The sequence below is a fragment of the Bacillus cereus group sp. BfR-BA-01356 genome (assembly GCF_022663635.1).
GTDB classification, from domain to species: domain Bacteria; phylum Bacillota; class Bacilli; order Bacillales; family Bacillaceae_G; genus Bacillus_A; species Bacillus_A cereus.
In genome coordinates, this window is sequence record NZ_JAKUFX010000003.1 from 71,049 (window position 1) to 93,571 (window position 22,523).

The window sequence follows — 22,523 nt, forward strand, 5'->3', positions numbered from 1 at the left end:
AAATTTCAATATAATGATAAATGAATTGTAGTGTATGTTCGCTTTTCGTTTTATATGGTAAAGGAGAAAAATGTTTGTGTTAAAGAATTTTAAAATAGTGTTTTCGTATTTCCCTATCGTTTTGCAGTACATTTTAAATGTAGCTTTAATTTGCTTAGGGATTGTTCTAAGTGTGTTTCTTATGAAAGAAGTCATTCAGTTTATACAAGAAATGAAATTGGATAGTAATGAATCTAGTTATCATTTAATTGATAGTATCGTTGTATTCTTTTTGTACTTTGAATTCATCGTAATGATTATAAAGTATTTTCAAATGAATTTTCATTTTCCATTACGATATTTTATATATATAGGTATAACAGCTATTGTGCGTCTCATCATTATAGATCACGATAGTCCGTTAGATTTATTGTTATATGCCTGTGCAATCTTTGTATTAATTAGTGCATTGTTCATTGCGAATTCTAAAATGATGCGTCGGGATTTAGAATAGTGACATTTGTTGTTGAATTAAATAAGATATTTTATCTTTTTGCAAAAAAGGAGTAACGGTATTGAAAGAAATAATCTTAACCAGCCTCATAATGATAGGGTTTATGATTCTATTATTTAATTGTATACTTTCATGATTTAAAAGAATAAAAGGTTAATAGAGAAAGAGGTTTTTGTAAATATGGTTCATTACAATAATCAAAATAGTTTACATCAAATATTTACATTAAAAGGGACAATTATAAGAGATATTTTCCCAAAAATCGTATTATATACGTGTATTTCAACGATAGTAGCTGTGATTAATTATTACTATACAGAAATAAATATAAATCAGACTCCTTGGGTAATCGTCGGAGGAGCTTTAGGATTACTATTAGTGTTTCGTACGAATACTGCCTATGATCGGTACTGGGAAGGTAGAAAGCTGTTTGGCACGATTGGTGCTTGTACTAGAAATTTAGCAATTAGTTTTTTGTGTCATTGGGATTCTAAAGGGAAGAGTATGGAGCAGGAAAAAATAAAATTTTTACATCTATTAATTGCATTTCCAAAGTTAGCGAAAGGACACTTGAGAGAGGAAAAAGATTTATCTGAAGTGAAATCATTGCTTGCTGTCTGTTCTGAGAAGGAAAAAGCATTTTTGGTTGAGTCCAATCATTTACCGATTAGTATAGTTTTTATGTTGAAAACTATACTATCAAAAGGTTTGAAAACGGGGCAAATTCATCCAAATGCGATAATTAGTATGGAAACAGATTTGAATACGTTACTTACATCTGTGGGTGGATGTGATCGTATCAAAACAACACCTATTCCTTTTGCATATTTTGCTCATATAAAAATTTTATTGATTATATTTTGTGCAACTTTACCGATTGGTCTTGTTGATAGTCTCGGATGGTTTACAGTACTTGCGACTACGTTTATAAGTTTTGCATTCATAGGTATTGAAGCAATAGGGGTTGAAATTGAAGATCCCTTTGGTCAGGATCCAAATGATCTTCCGCTAGAAGGAATTTGTATAGGAGTAGAAGCGCATTTGGTGAATCTATATAATCAAAATGATCTATTAGAAGTAATGGGTTTGAATCTTGATAAAAAAATCATTTAATCATTTATTGTTGTTTTAAAATAGGTTATTTAAAAACTTGTCAAGAGTCAATTTAAGGCTTAACGTCAGCTTTATATTTTTTATATAAATATATAATATTCCTCCATGCTATAATCCATTCATGAAATGTACATGTTGCATGAGTTGTAATGAAAAAAGACATAAATTTAGGAATAGTTGGCTTTGTAAAATCAGTTATGTAACTACTACTAAAAAGCGAGGTAAATAATATGGAACAAAAACATAATGGCATTATTTTTACTGCAATACCAGACGAATCAAATGAATATTATCAACCATTTTATGAAGACTTGATTTACTTTAATGAATGTTTAAATGAAAAGAAATCAATTGCGGATCAACTTATATCTTTATCTGCTGAAGAACAAGACTTTCATACGAGCTGTTTTGAGTATGATGATATTTGGCTAAGAGATGTTGCACCGGTTGTCACAAATCATCTAGTTAAATTTAAATATCGACCAAATTATTTACCAGATGATCAAGGGCGATATTTAGATCAACAATTTAATAAATGGTTGAAAAAGAATGACTTTGAATATGAAAAATCCCCATTAATATTAGATGGCGGTAATCTTATTTGGAATAAAAAAGATACTGTAATATTAACAGAACGCATATTTGATGATAACGATGATTGGACAGAAGAGGAAATTATTGAGCAGTTAGAATGGGATTTAGATGTGAGCCGAGTTATTATTATTCCTGCTGAAGAAGGGGATGTACTAGCACACGCAGACGGAATGGTTAAATTTATTGCTGAACATACAATGTTTATTAGTGATTTTTTAGGGGATCATGAATTTAGATATAGTGTTCAAGAGATTATTCAAGAACAAATGCCAGAAGCTGAATTTATAGTTGTTCCCTCATCATATACAGAGAAAGGACAATATGATCAAGAGATAGCATCGGCAAAAGGGTTGTATATAAATATGTTAGAATCATGTGATGCTCTTTATGTTCCTAAGTTTGGACTAGCTAAAGATGAGGAAGTTTTACGTTATATTCAAGAGTATACGGAGAAACAAGTTATTCAAATTCATGTAGGAGAAATATCAACAATGGGAGGCGCAATGAATTGTTTAACATGGTATTGTCCAAGTCATTTGTTACCTTCAAAAATGAGAAGATTGAAAAATCAGAATGGGAATTTTTCAATGAAGAAGATTTTTGATTGGTTTTAAGAAATAAGTAATGAAAAGAAAATATATTAAAGGAGTATTAATATGTATACCATCGCTGAATTTTCTCGGATTTGTAAAATGAGTACGCGGATGTTAAGACATTATGACAAAGAGGAGATATTAAAACCGGCATATGTGAATCCGGTTAATGGGTATAGGTATTATGAACAAGAGCAGCTGGAAGTAGCGTTGAAAATAAAAAAGCTAAGGGAGTATAAATTTCCTCTTCCCAAAATTAAAATTGTTTTGCAGTCATCAGATCAAGATTCGTTTGTTCAACATATACAATCACAAATTATCGAGTTGTCTCATGAAGTGAAGCAAAATTTACAGGTTATTTCAGAAATGAATGAAATGGTAAAGGTGAATAGTAGTCTAAATATTGCTCGTCATAGAAATTACGATATATTAATGGGAATGAGGAATGAAGTAACGATAATTACTCAAAGAGTAAAAATAGATATAGATGATATGGATGATTATTTTTATGACTTATATAAAGAGGTACAAAAAAATAACTTTCAAATAGTCGGTTCTCCATCTGCAGTCTTTTATGATGAAGAATATATTCCAAGTAACAGTGATATTGAATTAAGAATCCCGGTTATGCAGGGGAATGATGAAGACGTAGCACAAGAGTATGAAATGAAACAACTAAGTCCACATCATATCGTTACTACTATGCATTATGGAAGTTACGACTATATAGGTTACGCTTATATAGCGTTAGAAGAATGGATTGAAAGAAATGGGTATGTGATAATTAATTCGCCATATGAGGTTTATATAAAGGGACCTGAATGTGATTGTTTAGCAGAAGAGTATGTGACACAAATTTGTTTTTTAGTTACGAAAATAGAATGAGAATAAGGATTGACATTAACATTATGTCAATCCTTATTCTATGTATGAAAGCAATTTATCATAATAAAAAGGAGAGAGAATATGAGAAGAATAATCATGATTATTTGTCTGATTCTAAGTATGGTATGGATTTCCGCATGTACTGCTGGAGTAGGAGAAGGTGAGAGTGGTAGCGCTGTTCTACCTAATCAGCTACCTAAAAATGTAGTGTTTAAAAATGGTACAATCTATACTTCAAATGAAAAGCAAGACATCGTAGAGGCTGTAGCCGTTAAAGAGGGGAAAATTATATTTGTTGGTTCAAACAAGGATGTAGAGGAATTTATAAATGAAGATACGAAAGTGGTGGATTTACAAGGACGTTTTATCCTTCCTGGTTTTGTGGACAATCATAATCATATATTTGAAGCAAAATCACCAGCAGCAGGAAATTGTAGTGTCTCACCAGATGCTTCTCTGCAAAAACAACGCTCGTATTTAAAGGCTTGTAAAAAAGGTGTGAAAGATGGCGAATGGATAAGTGGAACGGGGTTCAGTTTGGAAGCGTTGTTAAAAGATATGGACGAAAAATCAGAGCAACAAACCCCATTACAAGTTCTTGATGAGTTATTTCCTAATAATCCAGTATTAATTATGGAAAGAACCTCCCATTCTGTATGGGTTAATTCAAAGGCACTCGAGTTAGCTGGAATAAATAAAGATACAAAAGATCCACAAGGTGGAAGGATTATTCGGGATTCCGAGACAGGAGAACCGTTTGGTATTCTTTATGATACAGCAGGAGATATCGTGATGGAAAAAGCATGGAATTCTCAACCAAATCTGTTTGAAAAAAATTATGAAGGTTTATTAGACGGTTTAGATGAGGTTGCAAAGAATGGTATTACTACAGTTGGTGATGGACGTCTTTATTGGAAGCGAGGCTGGTTAGACGTTTGGAATAAAGTAAATGACGAAAAAAAGCTAACGTCACGCGTAGTACTTCGACCATGGGTATATCCAAATTTAAACGAAGCAGAACAAATGGAGTATTTCAAAAAAATTAAGCGTGATGATGTGTCATCCCGTATGCTTATTAATCAAGTGAAAATGTATAGTGATGGAATTAGTATTAATAGCACTGCTAAAACACTAGAAAAATATAAATTTGAATGGTTTACAGGAACTCCGTATGGGTTGAATTATATTCCAGAAGAAAAAATGAAATGGTGGTTAACCGAATTAAATAAAATTGGTTACGGTGCACTTATTCATACAATTGGAGATGCTGGGGTAAGAGAGAGTTTAAATGCGATTGAAGCAGCGAAAAAAGAAGGTGCAAACCAGCCTTATACACTTACGCATGTGGAAATGGTAGAAGATAGTGATATAGATCGTTTTGCTAAGTTAGGTATTAGCGCTGATTTTCAAGTAGGTCATGATTTTGCGGAAGATCCAAAACAAAGCTGGGCAAGTACGTATTTTACAAATCAGCAAATGAAACGAATTATGCCGTTAGGGCGAATTTGGAAAACCGGTGCGAATGTATCACTTAGTAGTGATTGGGATGTAAACGAACTGAATCCACTTGTGACGATTTCAAATGCATTAAGCATTGATGAAAAGGGCTTGTCTGATGTATACGCAGCTATTGATGCCTATACAATTAAGCCAGCTAAAGCGCTAGGTCTTGATAACATTACAGGTTCGATTGAAGTAGGCAAATCAGCTGATATGGTATTACTAAATGAAGATATTACTAAAATGAGTGCCGATAAGATTCCGAATGCGAAAGTTTTAGTGACGGTTTTACAAGGAGAAGTAGTGTATCACAAGGAGAAATAAAGAGTCACCTTATAAAGTTGCTACAAGTAAATGAATATATTCCTGTTGACCTTAACACGATGTCAAAGTATAGACTGGACATACATTCATATAAGGGGTGAACACGTATGAGAAATATAGAAAATAGTTTGTATTATATGCCTGCGGAATGGGAGAAACATGAAGGTACATGGCTCCAATGGCCACATGATAAAACACATAGGGGTGAAGGTTACAGAGCTAAGTTAGATGATATTTGGATATCGATGGCAAAGGAGCTTCACTATGGAGAAAATGTCCATATTGTTGTATGTGATGAAGAAGAAAAAATACATGTCCAATCGAAGTTAATGGAAGCTAACGTGAATATGAATAAAATTGATTTCTTAATTCAAGAAACTGATGATATTTGGATAAGAGATAACGGACCAATCTTTGTAAAAGATAAAGAAGGGAACCGCTATCTAACGCACTGGATATTTAATGGTTGGGGAGATAAATATCCGTACGAAAACGACGCTAATATTCCGAATAAAATAAGTGAAATGTATCGCATTCCAAAAGTTGAATCTAGTGTCTGTTTAGAGGGCGGGGGAATTGAGATAAACGGAAACGGGACCTTAATGGCGGCGGAAACGTCTATTATAAATGAAAATCGAAATCCTACACTAAGTCAGAAAGAAATTGAAATGGAGTTAACGAAATATTTAGGAGTAACAAATTTTATATGGATAACTGGTATACGTGGAGAAGATAATTATGATGAAGATACGGATTATCATATTGATGGCGCAGCACGGTTTGTAAATGAAAATACGATACTGTATGAATATGATCCTTTCGGTGAAGGAGAGTCATATCTTTTGGAGGCGTACGAAAAGCATTATCAAGAATTGCGACAAGCAAGAAATATAGATGGCAAGCCATTTCAGCTCATTCCAGTACCAGTAACAAGAAAATTGGTAAAAGAAGCAGATTGTAAAGGATCGTACTTAAATTTTTACATTGGTAATGAAGTTGTATTGGTACCTATATACGGTGATGAACATGATAAATTAGGGCTTCAAATCATTGAAGGTCAATTTCCAGGGAGAAGAATTGTCGGTATATATGTTAACGAATTGTATGCATACGGTGGTATGATTCATTGTGTGACGCAGCAGCATATAGAATAGAGTAATTCAAATAAAAAGCATGCAGAGCATATACTCTGCATGCTTTTTATAATGTTGAAAACTCCTCAACAAGTTGAGTGAATTGTTTCAATGCACTTTCAATCGGTTCTGGCGTAGTTAAATCAACACCAGCTTTTTTCAATAGGTTTAGTGGATAGTCAGAACTTCCACCTTTCAGGAATTCAATATAATTTTTCTGAGCATTCGGATCATCACTTAATAGTTTATCAGCGATTTGAATGGCAGATGCGAATCCAGTTGCATATTTGTATACGTAAAACGGGCGATAGAAATGAGGGATTCTAGCCCATCCGTATTTTACTTCTTCATCAAATACAAGTGAATCACCGTTATATTCTTTAAATAGCTTTTCATAAATTTCACTGAAGACTTGTGCATTTAATGGTTTACCTTGTTCAGCCATTTCATGTGTGATTTTTTCAAATTCTGCAAACATAATTTGTGTAAAGAAAGTACCTTTAAATTTCTCAATAAAATGGTTAATTAAATGGTTACGCACGTCCGTATCTTTTGCTTCTTTTAATAAATAGTGAATTAATAACACTTCATTTACTGTAGAAGCGACTTCTGCGACAAAGATAGAATAATGTGCAGAAATTCTTGGTTGGTATCCATGTGAATAGTGCGTATGCATACCGTGACCGCATTCATGAGTAAGAGTGAACAGGCTGTTTAAATCATCGTGATGATTTAAAAGAATGAAAGGATGAACGCCGTATACACCAAAGTTATAAGCACCAGAACGTTTTCCTGGTGTTTCTCTTACGTCTATATATCTTTTATCTTTAAAACTTTTTAATGTCTCAATATATTCTTCTCCTAAAGGAGCTAGTGATGCAATCATAATGTCAAATGCTTCACTATATGGGATGTCTTGTTTTGCACCTTCTACTAAATCGACGCCTAAGTCGTATTGTCTTAGTTCATCTACGTTTAATTTTTTTTTTCGAATTTCATTGTATGTATGTAATGTTTGAATGTTTTTTTTCGTTGTATCAATTAGGTTTTCGTATACTTCTTTCGGAACCATATCGCCAAATAATGATTTCTCTAGCGCTGATGGATAGTTTCTTAATTTCGAAACAGTAACATTATTTTTAATAGCAGCGGATAAAGTAGATGCGATGGAATTCTTTAACTGAACATATGGTTTGTAATATGCTTTATAAGCTTCTTTACGCTTTTCACGATTCGTATCTTCTATTAACTTTGCATACATTCCGCGTGTTAAGTTCACTTTTTCTCCATCGTCAGTCGTCACTTCACCAAATAATATATCTGCATTATTTAACATACCAAATGTGTGCTGTGGAGAAGAAAGAGCTTCACCCATTTGTGATAAAATTGCTTCTTGGTCCTTATTCAATACGTGTTTTTTATAACGATATAATTCAAATAAGTCTTCTTTATAATATTGTAAGCCTTCTGTATCTTCTATGTAAGAATGTAATGTGTTTTCGTCTATGCTAAGTAAGAAGGGGGAAAAGAAAGATTTCGCTGCACTTACTTTCACGTGTAATTGTGATACTTTATCGACAAGAGATTGCGCGTCAGTATCGCGTGTATCAAGGTCAGATTGTAATCGTGCATAAGCGAACATTAAAGATATTATGCTAGAAATTTCTTCACTCTTCGTTAAATAAGCTAATAAACTATTGCCATCGTGAATATTGCCATTAAACTCGTGTAATTCCTTCGTTAATACTTCAATTTTATGAAAATCACTTTCCCAATCTTCAATTGTATGGTAAATGTCTGTTAAATCCCATTTTTCTATATCAGCTACTTGTAATCGATCTTTAAGTTCTGTCATAATCATTTCCTTTCTAAACATGTAGTTATATTTCTATATAACTATGAAATACAACAAATTGCAAAAAATCCCTGCTGAAAATTGAAAAGCCTTGCTAAAATAACAAGGCTTACATACTTATAGTGTAATTCCGAATTTTGAATGTAAAAGGTTTGTATATTGCATGTCTGTAACGGTTTCTTTCGTTTTTTTACCATTTTTCGCTACTGTAAGGCTATCTTTCGTTAAAGAGGCATGCCCATCTTCAGTTAGTTTTACAATAAGAGGTACTTTATTAAAGGGTGATCCTTCATGTTCAACGATAATTTTTTGTGCTATATTTGCTTTTTCTTCATCCACTTCTTCTATATAAAATGCATAGCCTAACGTCCAATCATCAGCAGAAGATTGATCCAAGAACTCATTGTTTTTCCGCATCTCTAAAATGTAGTTTCCCTTTTCGGTCATTTCTTTACGAATACGATAATCTCCTGTAACAGAGTGAATGACTTCACCTGAGAAAGGGACAGGGGCAAGAGGTAAGTATGATCCGAATCCTACTTCAATTAAATAAAGTTCATTATGATGTGTTAAAACGGTTGCGATATGGCCAGAATCAACAGCCCATATGGAGTTTGCAGCGTTATAAACTGTTCCTGAAACGAGATGAACATCGAATCCAGAATCTTTCAGGAAGTAATACATAGTAGGATTGAGTTCATAACAAAGACCGCCACGGTTATTTACTAAAATTTTCTCTTTCAAATTTTCTTTTGATATTTCTTTAAAATTCTTTTCGAGAATATTTAAGTTTTCAAAAGGAACAGTTTGTGCCATTGCGTACATAATGTTAGATAAATCTTCAAATGAAACTGTGTCTTTTTCTTCTATATGTAATCGTGCGAAAAATTGTTTTTGAAAGTCTGTCATCGAAATCCCTCCGTTATGCTTTTATAGGTAAATTGTAAACAATCTTGAATAGGATGTGAAATGAAAACTACGTTGAATATTTGAAATTAGATTAAAAATAATATGGGAGAGTGAGAGATTGCTACTTTACTAACGGTGGGACGAATATTATAATAATTCTGATAAACTATGCAAACGCTTTCTTGGAAGGGGATGGTGTACAGATGTTTAAAAGAATAACAATAGTCGGATTGTCAGTTGTTATGTTTTTACCTAGTATATATGAGGGGAGTAAGGCATATGCAGACACAGTTAACAATGGAACGTTAATGCAGTATTTTGAGTGGTATTCTCCGAATGATGGGAATCATTGGAATCGTTTGCGTACTGATGCTGAAAATTTAGCGGAAAAAGGAATTACATCTGTTTGGATACCACCTGCATATAAAGGAACTATGCAAAATGACGTAGGATATGGAGCATATGATTTATATGATCTGGGGGAATTCAATCAAAAGGGCACAGTGCGGACGAAATATGGGACGAAAGCACAATTGAAATCTGCAATTGACGCTTTACATAAGAAAAACATCGATGTATACGGTGATGTAGTTATGAATCATAAAGGTGGGGCTGATTATACAGAAACTGTCACAGCAGTTGAGGTAGACCCGAGCAATCGAAATAATGAAGTATCAGGTGATTATGAAATTAGTGCGTGGACGGGATTTAACTTTCCAGGGCGTGGAGATTCTTATTCTAATTTCAAATGGAAATGGTATCATTTTGACGGAACGGATTGGGATGAAGGAAGGAAATTAAACCGAATTTATAAATTTAGGGGCATAGGTAAAGCATGGGACTGGGAAGTGTCTAGCGAGAATGGGAATTATGATTATTTGATGTATGCGGATCTTGATTTTGATCATCCAGATGTTGCGAATGAAATGAAAAAATGGGGAACGTGGTATGCGAATGAATTAAATTTAGATGGTTTTCGTTTAGATGCTGTTAAACATATTGATCATGAATATTTGCGCGATTGGGTAAATCACGTTAGACAGCAAACAGGGAAAGAAATGTTTACAGTAGCTGAATATTGGCAAAATGATATCCAGACTTTAAATAATTATTTAGCGAAGGTTAATTATAATCAATCTGTGTTTGATGCACCACTTCATTATAATTTTCACTATGCTTCAACAGGAAATGGGAATTATGATATGAGAAATATTTTAAAAGGAACGGTAGTTGCGAATCATCCTACACTTGCGGTTACTCTAGTTGAAAATCATGATTCACAGCCTGGTCAGTCATTGGAATCTGTAGTGAGCCCTTGGTTCAAACCGTTGGCATATGCATTTATTTTAACGCGTGCAGAGGGGTATCCTTCTGTTTTCTATGGTGATTACTATGGTACAAAAGGAAATAGTAACTATGAAATTCCAGCGTTAAAGGACAAAATTGATCCGATTTTGACGGCACGAAAAAACTTTGCATATGGTACGCAGCGGGATTATTTTGATCATCCAGATGTGATTGGCTGGACAAGAGAAGGTGATAGTGTACATGCTAATTCTGGTTTAGCAACATTAATCTCTGATGGACCAGGAGGGGCGAAGTGGATGGATGTTGGAAAGAATAACGCAGGGGAAGTATGGTACGATATTACGGGTAATCAAACAAATACTGTAACAATTAATAAGGACGGATGGGGGCAATTCCAAGTAAGTGGAGGATCAGTTTCCATATATGTTCAGCAGTAATTTGGTGATGAAAAAGAAGAGGTAGACTGAAATATAAGTTTTCCTCTTCCTTTTTACATTCTGTATAGTTATAAAAGTATGACACCTTTACTTCTCACGTAACATATAGTATGATGATTTCAATAAATTAGATTTCAATGACTATAATATAACTTAATGAGAGGTGCTTTTTGTGAGTGCGGTAGGTATTAAATAGGAAAAATTTAATGAAATAAATCGGATAAGACCAGGGGATTTTTATGTACATCATACCCCTAATTTTGTCATGCATTTATTTCAAAACCTATGAAGATACCTACAATACTTTATAAAGCGTGTAATAAGGGACTGCCATCTATTTTTTATGGCTTATTTCCTCATACGTTATTACACATGCCTTGTAAATGTAAAAGCTGCGGTATCCCCGCAGCTTTTTTGTATATGTTTTTATTGTATAATTATGGAATTTTATATATGACTCATTGGAATCTAATGAGTAGGTATCTTCATTTATGATAAAAATCAATCATAGTGAGGAGAAACAAAATGAATACGATGACTTTTGAAAAGTTACAATATAACGAATTAAAGGATATAGTGAAATCTTATTGTGTAAGTGGATTAGGTAAGGAATTATTAAACAAATTAGAGCCGAGTACGAGTATAAAAGTAGTGAGAAATCGGTTGAATGAAACGACAGAAGCACGAGCTATATTAGATGCAGAAGGGCATGTTCCTTTCTTCGGCATTTCTAATATTGCTAGTACAATTCAAAAATTAGAAAAAGGTATGATTTTAGATCCAGAAGAATTAGTGAGTGTTTCAGACTTTTTACGTGGATGTAGAAAGATTAAAAAGTTTATGTTAGATAAAGAATTTTTTGCACCAGTATTAGCTTCTTATGCAAATTCAATGACTGAATATAAAAGTATTGAAGAGGAAATTAACTTTTCAATTAAAGGAAATAGTATTGATGCAGCTGCAAGTAAAGAGTTAAAACGAATTCGAAATAATATCGATTCTGTAGATGGGAAAATAAAAGAACGTTTAACGAAGTTTTTAAATAGTAGTGCAAATAAGAAATTCATTCAGGAATTCTTTATTAGTAAAAAGGATGACCGTTATACGATTCCAATTAAATCTTCCTATAAAAATCAAGTTGCTGGAAGTATTATTGAAGCCTCGGCAAAAGGTTCTACTGTATTTATAGAACCGCATACGGTTACGAAATTGAATGCAGAATTAGCAGGTTTGAAAGCAGAAGAAGCGGTTGAAGAGTATCAGATTTTAGCGACTTTATCAGGAATGGTGTTAGAAAACATTTATAGTATAAAGATTAACATGGAGCTAATTAGTCAGTATGATATGGTATTTGCGAAAGCGAAGTTTAGTAAATCGATTGACGGAATAGAACCGAAGTTAAACGATCATGGCTACATTCATTTAGTGAATTGTAAGCATCCGCTTTTAACAGGGCAAGTTGTACCGTTACATTTTAAAATTGGTCAAGAGTATCGTAGTTTAATTATTACAGGGCCGAATGCGGGCGGAAAGACAATTGTGTTAAAAACAATTGGATTGTTAACATTAGCTACAATGTCAGGTCTTCATATTGCAGGAGATAAAGGTACAGAAATCGCTATTTTCGAAAATGTATTCGTAGATATTGGTGATAATCAAAGTATTGAAAATGCACTAAGTACATTTTCGTCTCATATGAAAAATCTTTCTGAGATTATGAGGATGTCAAATAATAATACGTTACTTTTATTTGATGAAATAGGGAGCGGTACAGAACCAAATGAAGGTGCAGCACTTGCAATTTCTATTTTAGAAGAGTTGTACTTTGCGGGATGTATTACCGTTGCGAGTACGCATTACGGAGAAATTAAACGATTCTCAGAAATGCATGATGACTTTATGAATGCAGCGATGCAATTTAATAGTGAAACGTTAGAGCCGCTTTATAAATTAGTTATCGGAAAATCAGGAGAAAGTAATGCACTTTGGATTGCGAATAAAATGAACGTAAAAGAACATGTACTGAAAAGGGCGAAAGAGTACATGGGAAATAAAGAGTACGCTTTAGAAAAAGTGAATGAAAGTAAAATTAGAAAACCGAAATTCGTACAAGAAAAAAGAGAATCTCATTATGAGTACAAAATCGGTGATCGTGTTAATTTATTGGATCATGATGATTTTGGTATCATCTATAAGGAAAAAGATAATTTTTATAACGTTGTTGTATATTATAACGGTGAATTCGTTGAAGTAAATGTAAAACGTATTACTTTAGAAGTAGCAGCGAAGGAGTTATATCCAGAAGGATACGATTTAAATACACTATTTGTTGATTATAAAGAAAGAAAAATGCAACACGATATTGAGCGCGGATCGAAAAAAGCACTGCGTAAAATTCAAAAAGAAATAAGAAAGAATAGAGGATAAGTTAAAATGGTAACGATTAGACAAGAACAAAAAAATGATTATAGAAAAACAGAAGAAGTCGTAAAAGAAGCATTTTTAAAGGAAGAATTTAGTGATAAAACAGAACATGAACTTGTAAAACGTATTAGAGAATGTGACGCGTTTGTTCCGGAGTTATCAATTGTTGCGGTAGATGAAGATATAGTTGGTCACATTATGTTATCGAAAATTACAATAGAACAAGATGGAACTTCTGTAGAATCGTTAGCGCTTGCACCAGTTTCAGTTGCTAGGGGCCATCAGAAGAAAGGCATTGGCGGAAAACTGATCACGGCTGCTTTAGAAAAAGCGAAAGAACTTGGATACGGATCAGTTGTAGTATTAGGACATCCAGAGTACTACCCGAAATTTGGTTTTAAGAAAGCAAGTGAGTGGAATGTAAATGCACCGTTTGAAGTGCCTGAAGAGGTATTTATGATAATGGAATTAACAGAAAATGCCCTTCGAGGTGTAGAAGGAATTGTACAATATTCGAGTGCTTTTGCTGAGTAGGAGTACCGGTTAAGAAATGTAATCATAAAAGGTGCTATCTTTTTGTATGGATATACAGAAAGATAGCTTTTTTTATTAAGCGGATCTACTGACGTATATTTTGCTCAATGAATAATTGAGGTGGTAAAATTGATATAGAAACGTAAAGGGAGAGAATGAAATGAATAAGCGAGAAACAGATAGCAATGAGAATGTAGTGACGTTATATGTTACAAGACACGGTAAAACAATATTAAATACGAATCATCGCGCGCAAGGTTGGGCAGATTCTCCTTTAGTAGAAAAAGGTGTTGAAGTTGCCACAAATTTAGGAACAGGATTAAAAGATATTCATTTTATGAATGCATATAGTAGTGATAGCGGCCGCGCAATTGAAACTGCTAATTTAGTATTAAAATATAGTGAGCAATCAAAATTAAAACTTGAGCAAAGAAAAGATTTGCGAGAATTAAATTTCGGTATTTTTGAAGGTGAAAAACTTGAGAATATGTGGGATGTGGTTGGAAAAGCTGCAGGCGTTGCATCACCAGAAGAACTTATGAAGTTTTCTATTCAAGAAGTGATTAATCTTATTAGAGTAGCAGATCCTACGAAACAGGCGGAAGATTGGGAATTATTTTCTACTCGTATAAAAACAGAGATAGATAAAATTAGTGAAGAAGCTGCTGGAAATGGTGGCGGTAACGTTTTAGTTGTCGTTCATGGGCTTTTGATTACTACCTTAATAGAAATGTTAGACAGTAGCAAAACAAAACTTGGAGTGGAAAATGCTAGTGTGACAAAAATTGTATATCAAGATGGAACATACACAGTCGAGTCTGTTGGAGATATGAGTTATGTTGCAAAAGGGAAAGAAAGTGTTGAAATATAATTAAATCTCCAATAGATATAAGAAAAGGAAGGTAGAGAAATCTAGCTTCCTTTTCTTATTGGAACGATTATGGAATCAATAAAATCTTCCCAGTACTTTTTCTGCTCTCTAATAATTTATGTGCAAGAGCACCATCTTGTAAGGCGAATGTAGTAGGACTCGCGATGTTTACTTTTCCGCTAGTGATCCAATCAAATAATTGAGTAGAGCGCTGCTTACGTTCTTCAAAAGTAGTAAGCACGTTCCAAAGGTCTCCGCCAGTTAAAGTTTTTGAAGTATCCATAAGCATACGCGGATCAACTGGAGCAGGATTACCACCAGCCATTCCGTAAAATACGACAGTACCGCCAATTTTAGTAGCGTTAAAACTTTCCTCTAATGTAGAACCTACTGATTCATATACAATATTTACTCCAGTTCCATTAGTCATTTCAAGTACTTTCGTATGCCATTCTTCGGTATATAAAAATACGTGATCGGCACCAGCTAATGTAGCTATCTTTGCTTTCTCTTTTGATGACGTTAAACCAATTACTTTTCCGCCATATAGTTTAATCATTTGAACGAGAAGTTGACCGACGCCACCAGCTGCAGCGTGTACTAAAGCTATATCACCTTGTTTTAGTTGATAGCTATCTTGCGTTAAATAATGTGCAGTTAATCCTTGTAATAAGACAGAAGCGGCTGTTTCAAAAGAAATAGAATCCGGAAGTAGGATGGCTTTTTCTGATGGAACGGCAACTAGTTCTGCATTTGCAAATGGGACGTCCGCAAATGCAATACGGTCTCCTAGGTTGATAGTAGTAACGTCAGCTCCTACTTTTTCAACAATTCCAGCTCCTTCATAACCTAATACATAAGGCGGATTGCCAGCAAGATGATAATCGCCGCGGCGTCTATAAATATCAGCGAAGTTTAATCCGATTGCTTTCGTGCGTACTAGAATTTCATTTGGGTTTATGGTTGGATCGTGTATTTCTTTATATTGTAGTACATCTGGACTTCCAAACTGTTCGAAACAAAGTGCTTTCATATGAAATACCTCCATTTTATTGTTTGTCGATGCTCTTTATCATACAATACAAATATCAATAGACAAAGAGGATTATTTCGATGGAATCAATCGGAAATATCGATTGAAAAGAGGGATGATAAATGGAAATAAAACAGTTAATTACATTTAAAGTAGCGGCACATACTTTGAACTTTACACAAACTGCGCAGAAATTAAACTTTGCTCAATCGAGCGTGACAGCGCAAATTAAAACGTTAGAAGCTGAGCTTGGTACACCGTTATTTGAAAGATTAGGAAAACGTCTTTTCTTAACTGAAGCAGGTAGGAAGTTTCAACTATATGCCGACAAGATGATTGCACTCAGTAACGAAGCGAAAATGGCTGTGAAAGATGATGAAGAAATAGCAGGTACGTTAATAATTGGTGCACAAGAAAGTCAATGTACATACAGACTGCCTTCTATATTAAAGAGGTTTAAAATACAATTCCCAAAAATAAAACTTATACTTAAACCAGCACATTCCAATAAAGATGCGAAGGAACAATTGATGGAGGGAAAAGTAGATCTTGCATTTATTTTGGATGAGTGTAAAACAGAAGATGTTTTACATGTGGAACCACTTATGAAAGAAGAATTAAAAGTAGTAGCTGCTCCAGGGCATCGTTTACTTGAACAATCTTCAGTTTCTATAAAAGATTTAGAGAGTGAAACACTTTTACTAACAGAATTAGGCTGCTCGTATCGGACTTTATTTGAAGAGCTATTTCGCGGGGAAGATGTATATCCAGCAAATAAAATTGAGTTTGTTAGTGTTGAAGCAATTAAACAATGTGTTATTGCAGATTTAGGCATAGCCGTTTTACCAGCAATAGTAGTAGAAAAAGATATACGAGAGGGGACGATAAAAGAGTTACATTTAGAAAATACAATCTCTCCGATTTATACGCAAATCGCTTGGCATAAAGACAAATGGATGACAGTGCCACTGCAGCAATTTATTGATGTAACGAGGGGATTTTTTACAACGGATTAAGTGGAGAAATATTTATTTTATATAAAAGAAACAATGGCAATTTTGTATAAAGAACCGATGCTTGAATATAACAAGTATCGGTTCTTTTATGTTTTAAATAAAGGATGCTATAAAATTTGTATTTCTCAACTTTTTTTCTTACAAGGATAAGTAAAGCCCTTCGTATATTCCAATAATCATAAGGGAATTTACAACATTTATTCGTTTCTGTAAGATGCATCTAGGAAGCGTGAAAGGAGGGCTTACATAGCAGTATAGGTTGTCTTTAGTATATATAATCATTTTGAGGGGGAATTTAAAATGTTTAAAAAGTTAATGAAAGTATGCGTGTTAAGTGCGGCAAGTATAGGTGTATTATTTAGTTTCCAAGGAAGTACATTTGCAGCTACTGATTTAAGCAGTTATTATGACGGGAAAAATCCAGCAACAACGAAAGTATACGGGGGAAGTACGACGTGTGATGCAGATGGATTTAATGCAAAGTCTACAGCAGTTTATGAAGGTAGTAAAAAAGTAGGGACAGTGTATTTACGTTACAGTAATAAATGTCATGCAGCATGGTCTAAGCTTGTTTTAGATCAACCAGCTCCTTCTGTTTCTGGAGGGGTATATGCTTACGCTGTTATTAATAAATATAAAAATGGTGTATTCCAAAAATCAGTAGACTCTAATAGTGGCAATGGAGCAATAAAAACAGGACAAACGAGTACGTATACAGGAATGGTGTTTGATTTAACTGCTGATTTTGGTTATACAGCTGATGCCGAAGCGGTGACGATTAATAACGGCTACGGGAAAACTGGACGTTATTAATAAAGGAGTGGAATTCTATGAAGCTTTTTAAAAAGGTAAGCGCATGTCTTTGTCTGGCATTGCTCATCGTAACTAGTGTGTTTAGTACGACCAACAATGATAAAGCATACGCAGAAGACCATTCATATGATGGGAAAAGTCCTTATTATAATAGCTGTGATCAATCCGCAGTAACGAAAGAAAAGAAGTGGATTGATTCAAATTCTTATGTAGAATTAAAATTTAGCACGACATGTAAGACAGCATGGGCGAAAGTTACTGTAACTCGCCTGGCAATTTATAATAATGAAGCTGATGCAAGGATTGTTAGAAAAACAGATGGAAAGGCATACACTTGCGGAAGTGCTGGAGGAAATGGTGTTGTAAATAAAGGGCAAACATCATGCTATACGCCAATGGTATATGATTTAGATCCAAGAAAGGCACAAGCACAAGGGAAACATGCCATTCCGAATAGTGATGCATATAATTATGCGGAGACTATTTGGTATTGATACGATTATACATGTTTTAAGAGCTGTTATTTGATATAAAAAAAGAAAGAGCCTTACTGCATTTTATTGTGGTAAGGTTCTTTAAAATTGTTTAATAGATTAAGTACATCCATTTACAAAGGTCTGTCTATATAATCGCTTTTAAGTATGGCCATAATAATTTCATCTGAGTATGTATCGTTATAAAATAAAGATTGACGTAAGGTTCCTTCTTTTACAAAACCAACTTTTTCATAAGCTTTAATTCCGCGTAAATTATGGCTAAATACTTCTAACTGTAAACGATTTAATGATAGTTGTTCAAAAGCAAAACTTAAAACTATTTTAATAGCTTCAGTTCCATAGCCTTGTCCTGTTAATGCTATTGAAATCATTGATATTCTGAATCCTGCTCTTTTGTTCTCCTCATCGATATCTAAAATCGACAACTCTCCAATCATCTCGTCAGTACTTTGTAAACAAATAGCGAAATCATAGCGACTTGAATCATTATTTATATGATCTATATGTTTCGTAATTTGCTCCAATGAAAAAGTGGACTTAGTTCCAGTCATATATCTTATTTCATCATCCATTGTACTTTCTAATATAATAGGAGCATCTAGCTGACAAAGAGGCCTTAAATAAATTCTTTCGCTCTCTAATCTCATTATAATTTTCTCCTTTAGTTAGTAATTGAATGTATAAATACTTAAACTTTCTTCAATGAGTTACATAAAAAATATGAATCTTAATTCGATGTTACATGAATTTTATAATGGTATGGTATACCTAAAACAAATAATAAAAGTTTTATACACAACAAAATGTATCAACGAGTTTTTTGATCATACTATTATTCTTGCTGCTCATTCCGCTTTTAAATGAACACGAATGTATTAACTAAGGTCTGTATCAGGAGGAGTATATCCAAGGTGACGAGCCATAGATACAATTTGTCCTTTATGGTGAAATTCATGCGTCTCCGTATGAGTTAAAAGCCATAGCGGAGTTGTGCTCCAAGGTTCTTTTTGCCATTTCACTTCATTTGCTATATTTTCGAGCCAACGGTCATTGTATTCATCTAAAAAACGTTGTACAGTCTCATCTACTAACTTAAATCTAGCGCGAACTTTTTCCACATCTGCATGCTCAATTTCGTAATCGCTAGCAAATGAAAAATCTGCTCTTTTTTGCTTGAATGCGAATGATCCAAGCCAGTATCGATAGCAATCGGCTACATGAATATGAGTCTTTATAATGCTACCGCTTCCGAAATTAGAAACTGTGCTATGTAATTTTTCTACTGGGATTTCTTCCAAAAACGAAAATAGAGTTTCTCTTGTAGCACTAATAAGATTATATTGTTGTTTTAAAATATGTAACATGCAAGTACACTCCTCTTTTATTAACATAGTAAGTAATTCTATATTTACGAGGAGTGAACCTTTTTATTATTTTTAATAAGCATATTAGATGTATTTCTTATTTGTTTCTGATAGATTAAACAAGGTGAAACTTTAATAAGTTGAACATTCTTAGTTCATAATAAATTGTACATCAAGAAGGGGAACGATAAAATGAATAGACTAGTGGGTTTAAAACAATTTGAAATAACGCGCGGGGCGTTACTTAAATTTATGGAAACGTTAGATGATAAAACTGTGGATACGCAGCCAGAGGGTTTTAACAATACAATTCGTTGGCATATTGGACACGTGTTAACAGCAGCAGAGACTTTCATGTTCGGAAGAGAATTTAAACAATTGCCAACTGAATATCCAGGTATGTTTGGATATGGATCAAGACCATCTAAATGGACGACAGAAGGACCATCGTTAGAAGTGTTAACGGCTCAATTAAAAGAACAAGCAAAACGTATTAACGAAATTCCAGCAGAAGCATTTGAAAATAAACTGCCAGAGCCATTCCTAGGATTGGAAACAGTAGGGGAGCTTTACGGTATGATGCTTTATCATGAAGCTGATCATATTGGGCAAATGAAGGCGATGGAACGTATTATTAAAGCTCTTTAGTCTTAATTGCATATAACAAGCAATACAGTTGTAATGTTAAATAATATATACAAAAAAGGTAGATAAATTATTATCTACCTTTTTTGTATAACTTCTTGAAGGATTAGAGAATTTTATAATTTTTTATGTGGTGATTATTAATTATAGTATTCCTAAATATGGAATATACGTATAATGATAGAGAAGAACTAGAAATAGGGGTGAATACTATGATTACATTAGAGAAAAAGTTGGAGCAATATAAACATACATATGTACAGTTAAAGGGAGAACTAAAATGGAAAACGAGTGATTCTCGAACAGGAATGATGATTGCTGCTATGTATGCAGGTAGTGATAAATTGTTTGATCTCGGACGTTTTTTAGAAATTAGTAGTTATATTAAGAATCAGGTAGGGATGTTTTCATACTTAAAGTCTTATCATCGTTTTGTAGTGGCCGCAACATTAGATATTCACTTTACAGATTACAAGAAAGCTTTTCGGACGTTTTTAGATTTATATGAACAATTGGTCACGGGTGGCTTTAGCCGGAGTATATTTACTTATCTCGCAGCAGCTGTGCTTTTGACAGAAGAAGATGAACAGCATGGCGCGCACATTCAGCGTTCGATGCAAGTATATAAACGCATGAAAAAGGATCATCTCTTTCTTACAAGTACAAATGATTATCCGCTCGCAGTTTTATTAGCAGGACAATCAGAGCATGTAGAAACACTTATGGACCGAGTGGAACGTCTTTATCAGAAACTAGCGACAGCTGGTTTGCGTAAAGGGAATGATCTTCAATTCTTGAGTCATATTCTTTCATTAAAGAAGGAGGTCAGGGAAGAACTATTAGTTGCAAAATGCACAAATATATGGAATTTGTTAAAGCAAGAAAAGGTAAAAGTAAAACAGATGCATTACCCAGCTATCGGGCTACTAGCGTTACTCGAGGACGGAGAAAAAGAGATTCATTCTATTCGAGCATTTATTGAAAAATTGCAGGGGGATAAATTGTTCCGTTGGCATACAGATACAAATATTCTTATTGCTATTCAACTGTTCGTAAGTCAGAAAGGTGAGGAAAGTAAAGCTACCAACACAGGTTTACAAACAATGATAGAAGTCCTCATACAAGCACAACAGGCAGCCATGATGGCAACGATTGCTGCTTCATCTGCAGCAACATCTTCTGCTAGTAGTGGTTCATAATGTGCAACTGCTTATGCTCTTGTAAATTATAACTCCTTTGATAAGGTCGGTTTAAAAAATATTACTAAAAAAAGCCCATCACTCTCTAATGAGTGATGGGCTAATTGATTTTACATAATCAGCATTATCTTTTTGATTCCTTCAAATGTTTGAGCTGCGTGACAATCATAATGCTAATAACAACTAATAAAAACCATGAGCTAATTTTGCTTAAGTGAACGAGGTTCCATGCTTCCCGTTGATTTGGATATTGCCATGCACCGAAAAATGTTGCGATGTTCTCTGCAATCCAAATGAAAAATCCGATAAGGAAAAAGGAGAGAACGAGTGGTATTTTATATGTAACGCCTCGTAATGAAAATTCCACAAATGTCTGAAAGAAAACGATGAATAGAAGTAAAGTTAAGAACCATCTAAAATCGTATAGAAAATGATGCGTAAAAAAATTGAAGTAAATCATTGCTCCTAATGGCACGGTAAAAATAGCTTTCGGCCAATAATGCATTTGTAAATGCAACCTTCTCCACGCTTGACATATGTAACTTGCGACACTTGCGTACATAAAGCCGCTGTAAAGCGGAACTCCAAAAATCTTTGAATACGCCTCTTCAGGATAACTCCATGAACCGAAATGAACTTTATATATTTCTAGTAAAAGGCCGATGAGGTGAAAGACAGTAATTACTTTTAATTCGTCTTTCGTCTCAAGTCCAGTCTTGTACATAATCCACTGCATAAGAAGACATGCGATGAGTATGAAATCATAGCGATATAACCCTGGAATAGAAACGATTTTTGAAAGGGCTAGTGTTAAGAAAATAACGACTGGGAATAAGCAAGATAATGCTTGCTCGTAAGTGAAGTGTAGTAGTTGTTTTATATAGAACATTGTGTCACCTTTGGGATTTTTATTAGAAAAATCAAAATAATTAATAAGTATACTACAATTTAAAAAATAATTCAGTAGTCTATTTTGCGTGTAT

At 33.9% G+C, this 22,523-nt stretch carries 21 protein-coding genes; 15 read left to right on the top strand and 6 right to left on the bottom strand.

The annotated features are described in order from the left end of the window. Window positions 1-76 precede the first annotated feature (76 nt). From psiE to MR168_RS02245, 6 genes are all read left to right on the top strand, one after another. Window positions 77-493, top strand: a complete 417-nt coding sequence (gene psiE, locus MR168_RS02220) for a phosphate-starvation-inducible protein PsiE (protein ID WP_140159429.1) — start codon at window positions 77-79, stop codon at window positions 491-493. A gap of 180 nt (window positions 494-673) precedes the next feature. Next, window positions 674-1,606 (top strand): bestrophin family protein, encoded by a 933-nt coding sequence (locus MR168_RS02225; protein WP_086412746.1) that lies wholly within the window; start codon window positions 674-676, stop codon window positions 1,604-1,606. A 230-nt stretch (window positions 1,607-1,836) separates the two neighbouring features. After that, a complete protein-coding gene (locus tag MR168_RS02230; protein WP_086412744.1) occupies window positions 1,837-2,814 on the top strand; it encodes an agmatine deiminase family protein in 978 nt (325 codons plus the stop codon). A gap of 42 nt (window positions 2,815-2,856) precedes the next feature. Beyond that, the gene (locus MR168_RS02235) at window positions 2,857-3,678 is read left to right on the top strand and encodes a MerR family transcriptional regulator (protein WP_086412743.1); all 822 of its coding nucleotides are present in this window, start codon (window positions 2,857-2,859) and stop codon (window positions 3,676-3,678) included. A gap of 81 nt (window positions 3,679-3,759) precedes the next feature. Beyond that, the gene (locus tag MR168_RS02240) at window positions 3,760-5,502 is read left to right on the top strand and encodes an amidohydrolase (RefSeq protein WP_086412742.1); all 1,743 of its coding nucleotides are present in this window, start codon (window positions 3,760-3,762) and stop codon (window positions 5,500-5,502) included. Between the two features lie 107 nt (window positions 5,503-5,609). Beyond that, window positions 5,610-6,656: an agmatine deiminase family protein gene (locus tag MR168_RS02245; RefSeq protein ID WP_017673133.1), complete on the top strand. Its 1,047-nt coding sequence runs from the start codon at window positions 5,610-5,612 to the stop codon at window positions 6,654-6,656. A gap of 46 nt (window positions 6,657-6,702) precedes the next feature. Here MR168_RS02245 and pepF read toward each other — a convergent pair whose 3' ends face one another. Beyond that, window positions 6,703-8,490 carry an oligoendopeptidase F gene (gene pepF / locus MR168_RS02250; RefSeq protein WP_086412741.1) on the bottom strand — a complete coding sequence of 596 codons (1,788 nt, stop codon included), beginning with the start codon at window positions 8,488-8,490 and terminating at the stop codon, window positions 6,703-6,705. Window positions 8,491-8,607: 117 nt separating this feature from the next. After that, on the bottom strand, window positions 8,608-9,399 hold the full coding sequence (locus MR168_RS02255; RefSeq protein ID WP_069604012.1) for an arylamine N-acetyltransferase family protein: 792 nt from the start codon (window positions 9,397-9,399) through the stop codon (window positions 8,608-8,610). 203 nt (window positions 9,400-9,602) lie between these two features. Between MR168_RS02255 and amyS the strand changes: the two genes are divergently transcribed. From amyS to MR168_RS02275, 4 genes are all read left to right on the top strand, one after another. Beyond that, the gene (gene amyS, locus MR168_RS02260) at window positions 9,603-11,144 is read left to right on the top strand and encodes an alpha-amylase (RefSeq protein ID WP_000476409.1); all 1,542 of its coding nucleotides are present in this window, start codon (window positions 9,603-9,605) and stop codon (window positions 11,142-11,144) included. A gap of 525 nt (window positions 11,145-11,669) precedes the next feature. Beyond that, window positions 11,670-13,571: an endonuclease MutS2 gene (locus tag MR168_RS02265; protein WP_016123109.1), complete on the top strand. Its 1,902-nt coding sequence runs from the start codon at window positions 11,670-11,672 to the stop codon at window positions 13,569-13,571. Window positions 13,572-13,577: 6 nt separating this feature from the next. After that, complete coding sequence (locus tag MR168_RS02270) at window positions 13,578-14,102, top strand: GNAT family N-acetyltransferase (protein ID WP_016123108.1); 525 nt, start codon at window positions 13,578-13,580, stop codon at window positions 14,100-14,102. Between the two features lie 160 nt (window positions 14,103-14,262). Then, the gene (locus MR168_RS02275; protein WP_049107839.1) at window positions 14,263-14,973 is read left to right on the top strand and encodes a histidine phosphatase family protein; all 711 of its coding nucleotides are present in this window, start codon (window positions 14,263-14,265) and stop codon (window positions 14,971-14,973) included. 67 nt (window positions 14,974-15,040) lie between these two features. Here MR168_RS02275 and MR168_RS02280 read toward each other — a convergent pair whose 3' ends face one another. Next, entirely contained in the window at window positions 15,041-16,006 is a 966-nt protein-coding gene (locus MR168_RS02280) for a quinone oxidoreductase family protein (protein ID WP_049107840.1), read from the bottom strand. 122 nt (window positions 16,007-16,128) lie between these two features. Here MR168_RS02280 and MR168_RS02285 point away from each other — a divergent pair, with 122 nt between their 5' ends. The 3 genes from MR168_RS02285 (at window position 16,129) to MR168_RS02295 (ending at window position 18,329) form a co-directional block, all read left to right on the top strand. Next, window positions 16,129-17,022, top strand: a complete 894-nt coding sequence (locus MR168_RS02285; protein ID WP_242291184.1) for a LysR family transcriptional regulator — start codon at window positions 16,129-16,131, stop codon at window positions 17,020-17,022. A gap of 300 nt (window positions 17,023-17,322) precedes the next feature. Beyond that, entirely contained in the window at window positions 17,323-17,835 is a 513-nt protein-coding gene (locus MR168_RS02290; RefSeq protein ID WP_044307094.1) for a DUF2690 domain-containing protein, read from the top strand. A 17-nt stretch (window positions 17,836-17,852) separates the two neighbouring features. Continuing rightward, window positions 17,853-18,329, top strand: coding sequence for a DUF2690 domain-containing protein (locus tag MR168_RS02295; RefSeq protein WP_016123103.1), 477 nt, complete (start codon window positions 17,853-17,855; stop codon window positions 18,327-18,329). A gap of 113 nt (window positions 18,330-18,442) precedes the next feature. On the opposite strand, the gene MR168_RS02300 is transcribed toward MR168_RS02295, so the two are convergent. Beyond that, window positions 18,443-18,979 carry a GNAT family N-acetyltransferase gene (locus MR168_RS02300; RefSeq protein WP_086388730.1) on the bottom strand — a complete coding sequence of 179 codons (537 nt, stop codon included), beginning with the start codon at window positions 18,977-18,979 and terminating at the stop codon, window positions 18,443-18,445. 228 nt (window positions 18,980-19,207) lie between these two features. After that, window positions 19,208-19,696, bottom strand: a complete 489-nt coding sequence (locus MR168_RS02305; RefSeq protein ID WP_006925360.1) for a DinB family protein — start codon at window positions 19,694-19,696, stop codon at window positions 19,208-19,210. Between the two features lie 192 nt (window positions 19,697-19,888). Between MR168_RS02305 and MR168_RS02310 the strand changes: the two genes are divergently transcribed. Next, window positions 19,889-20,344 (top strand): DinB family protein, encoded by a 456-nt coding sequence (locus tag MR168_RS02310; protein ID WP_001081123.1) that lies wholly within the window; start codon window positions 19,889-19,891, stop codon window positions 20,342-20,344. Between the two features lie 158 nt (window positions 20,345-20,502). Continuing rightward, window positions 20,503-21,540 (top strand): DUF4003 domain-containing protein, encoded by a 1,038-nt coding sequence (locus MR168_RS02315; RefSeq protein WP_069604011.1) that lies wholly within the window; start codon window positions 20,503-20,505, stop codon window positions 21,538-21,540. Window positions 21,541-21,664: 124 nt separating this feature from the next. Here the strand turns inward: MR168_RS02315 and MR168_RS02320 are convergent, their stop codons facing one another. Continuing rightward, entirely contained in the window at window positions 21,665-22,429 is a 765-nt protein-coding gene (locus MR168_RS02320; protein WP_000499387.1) for a DUF817 domain-containing protein, read from the bottom strand. Between the last annotated feature and the right edge of the window lie 94 nt (window positions 22,430-22,523).